Source organism: Microcystis sp. M_QC_C_20170808_M9Col (assembly GCF_007095495.1).
Classification (GTDB): Bacteria; Cyanobacteriota; Cyanobacteriia; order Cyanobacteriales; family Microcystaceae; genus Microcystis; species Microcystis aeruginosa.
Genome location: NZ_SFBZ01000129.1, coordinates 1 through 3,344, shown reverse-complemented (window position 1 = coordinate 3,344; position 3,344 = coordinate 1). Strand labels below are relative to the sequence as shown.

Annotated in this window: 2 protein-coding genes and 2 pseudogenes; all 4 read right to left on the bottom strand. The window is 40.6% G+C overall.

Annotated features, from left to right (window positions below; all coding sequences use genetic code 11):
• Positions 1–11: 11 nt before the first annotated feature.
• Positions 12–254 (bottom strand): gas vesicle structural protein GvpA, encoded by a 243-nt coding sequence (gene gvpA, locus EWV68_RS07885; RefSeq protein WP_425311603.1) that lies wholly within the window; start codon positions 252–254, stop codon positions 12–14.
• Between the two features lie 527 nt (positions 255–781).
• A pseudogene (locus EWV68_RS07880) lies at positions 782–1,047 on the bottom strand (ISNCY family transposase); the annotation flags it as partial.
• A 309-nt stretch (positions 1,048–1,356) separates the two neighbouring features.
• Positions 1,357–2,017 (bottom strand): annotated as a pseudogene (locus EWV68_RS07875) (IS1/IS1595 family N-terminal zinc-binding domain-containing protein).
• Between the two features lie 610 nt (positions 2,018–2,627).
• A complete protein-coding gene (locus EWV68_RS07870) occupies positions 2,628–2,897 on the bottom strand; it encodes a hypothetical protein (protein WP_002799535.1) in 270 nt (89 codons plus the stop codon).
• Positions 2,898–3,344: the final 447 nt, after the last annotated feature.

Here is a 3,344-nt window from a genome sequence, read left to right as displayed (position 1 = left end):
GGGATCAATCCTTAAGCAGGAACCGCTGCAGATTGAGTCAGACCAACGGCTTCAGCATATTTGAGGTAGGTTTCAACCGAAGCGATAACTACACGAGCTTCAATCGCTAATAATTCGATTCCCACCAGAGAGACGCGAGCCCAGGCATCAATAACGATACCTTTGTCAAGGATACGATCAATAACTTCAGCCAAGCTAGAGGAAGAGTTAGTTTTTTCAACTGCCATGGTAATAGACCTTTTTGTTGTTTTCATAGAAGGTGTACAGTGCTGAAATCATGAAGGATTCAGAAATCCATTTTGTTTTTCTGCCTTCATCACTTCCGCAATTTTAAAGATAACACCCTTGTTTTGTCGTTGTCAATACCTAAGTTAGATTTTTTTGTTAAGAAGTGTGTAGGGATTTCTCATTTTTTTCGTTAAGAAGTGTGTAATCATTTCTCAGATAAGTCCGATACATTAGACCTATTGCATAATTTTTTTATGGTACGATGGACGGTTTTGCTTTTTTCTCGATTTTTAGATTGAATTAGATTGAAGTTGCAAAGAGAATAAAATGTGATCTTATAAATTTGGTACGATTTTTACTTGACAAAAATTTCTGGTGATGGTTCTCTAGTAGTTATGGATCGTTAATGCTTTGCCTTGCTGCCCATTGTAGTCATGGATAAAATACCAAGCAGCGCCAAGGTGATTCTCCATTTTTTTAGAGAAAGATAGATTCTCTCTCGCCAACAGAGAAATCCTTGGTCGAAAGGTATTATTAAGTCTTTACAATGGGATTAGTTTGACCAGTTTCTTGGCTCTACCTCTCGATGACGTTTACTCGGAATTACTGTCTTATATGACTTCCAAAAATCAGTGTAAGTAACAGCACATTGTCGGTAAACACCGGGTAAACTGACCCCAAAGTTTTTTGGCTGATTGGCGACTCCTATCTCCGCGCATAGCCGCCAATAATTTCCCCTGTCTTTCTATCAATTAACCGCCAAATATAAACCTTTATCGTCTTAAAAAAAACCAATGACTACATTTCATCACACTCTAAGTAGTCGTGCAAAATAAATTTCCTAGTGAAGATAGGCAAAAGGCAAAAGGCAAGAGGCAAGAGGTGGTTAGATATGTGTAATTAATTTTGCTTAGGTACTTATGACTAATTTGCCTTTTGATTTTTCTGGGTGGTGATTCGGTAGTGGTGATGGAGCCTTAATGCTTTGCTTTGCTGTGGATTGTAGTCATGGATAAAATACCAAAGGACTCCCCAAGGTGATTCTCCATTTTTTTAGAGAAAGATAGGCTCTCTCTCACCAGCAGAGAAATCCTTGGTCGAAAGGTATTATTAAGTCTTCCAAGGGGATTACTTTGACCAGTTTCTTGGCTCTACCTCTCGATGACGTTTACTCGGAATTACTGTCTTATAGGACTCCCAAAAATGAGTGTAAGTAACAGCACATTGTCGGTAAACACTGGGTAAACTTGGCCAAGGTTTTTTAGCTGATTGGCGGCTCCTATATCCTAAATGGCCACCAATAAGTTCCCTTGTCTTTCTATCAATTAACCGCCAAATATAGACCTTTATCGTCTTAGAAAAAACAAAAGGGGACATCTCATCACATTCTATGAGCAATTTACCTTTTGGTTTGTCCGAAACCTTTACTTGACGGGGTACAGCCGCTAGTCTATTGTTGACATAATTTTGTAAACATGACCAATTTACCCCTGTTACTCTGGCAATTCCTCGTCAGGAAATTCGTTCGAGCAAGAGTTTATCGATTAATTGTCTTGGTATCGGGAGAGATAGTTTTATTAGTGGGATTGATCACAAACGGTTGACCACATTCTTGACAGTGACGTTTGGGTTTCCCCTTAGGAATATAACCGTTCTTAATAGTATGGTGAGAACCACAACTAGGACAAGTAAATACAGGCAAACCAGTGGGGGGATTTTGCTCCGTGCTAGGCTGATATTTGAGCAGGCCCTCCACGAGCCATAAAGAGATACTTATCAGAAAAGTCATGATCAAGCTAGAGGTTTAAGGATTGATTTGAGCCAATTATTTTTATTGATAAACTGACGGTTCGCTCATTTTCCACATATGGTGTTTTTGGATTAAGCCACCCACTGCCTGTACTGGCGTAAGTTGAACTAATTCGACTTCGGGTAGGTTTTATCCGTTGTCAAAACACCATCTATAGTGATCTGCGAGCCGAGAGTAATAAGTATATTACACAGTTCATACCGAATAAGCAACATGGTAAGGTAAACACATCTTAACAACCCTTGACAAAATGAACCTCGTGTGATTTGCTTACCCAGAGGGCGATCCAGGCATACTTGAGTAGAATTTCTCATCTCAACTGTTAAACAAAAATCGACTAAATGTTAAGATTTCGTAACTATTTTGATTGACTGGTATCACTTGAAATGCCCACACGTATCACAAAATTAGCCGATTGTCAATAGCTTTTGAGATGCGATACCCCCCCTTGCCTACCCGACTTCGGGTGGGGCAAGGGGGGGTGGTAGAATGCCTGCCAGGACTATTGAAAATTGGTATTAGCTATTTTTTCGGGGACTCTGGCCACTATTTTCAGAGATTGCTGTAATGCGGATTTGTTGACATCCGTTTAGGTGGATTGACGGGACAGAAATTGTCGTTGATAGTCTAAAAACTGGCCATGCCATTCCGCAAAGCGCCGTTCCCCATCTTTGACTAAAAATTGACGGTAGGCTTCCGAGGAAATCCAAGGCTTTGTTGGGCGTTGTTGGGCAGAACGAGCTTGGTATTCAGCCGTTGATTGACGGCATTGGTTGTGATAATTTTGGTGCCATTCCTGATAGCGCCGTTCTCCATCCCGCACGAGGGCTTGGCGATAGGCTTCTGAAGATAGACTCATGGTGTTACTCCTTTTCAAATCCCTTGATTGCTTGGCCAGAATCATAACACAATCCGCGCACTACCGAGTGCTGACCTCTCGTCAAGGTACAATATAGGCCCTTGCCGTCAGTGGACAGGTTTCTTGGCTATCTTAACTGCTGCATTTTGTGGTTGTTCGGTTTGTCTTATGCAACGTACAGGGTTATAAGGAATGAAACTCTTATAGAGAAAGACATTTGGCGATTTTTGTTAATTGTTTTCTATCTAGAGCGAACTAATCAATTAAATCTTTTGCCAGATAAGGATTTAGTCGATTTATGCCCCCCTATCGAACCATACTAAGTAACTAGGGCTTGCTGAATAAATCTAAAAACCTTGTTGGATAAGACTTTTGGACTTTTTTCCCCTCAAAAAGTACCAGATATGGGAGTGATCAGGGGGAAATTCAGGGACTTTTTCCCTGAAA

Excerpts from the sequence above, each read along its gene's own strand:
- gvpA (WP_425311603.1), bottom strand. The coding sequence starts at position 254 with ATGAAAACAACAAAAAGGTCTATTACCATGGCAGTTGAAAAAACTAAC.
- EWV68_RS07870 (WP_002799535.1), bottom strand. The coding sequence starts at position 2,897 with ATGAGTCTATCTTCAGAAGCCTATCGCCAAGCCCTCGTGCGGGATGGA.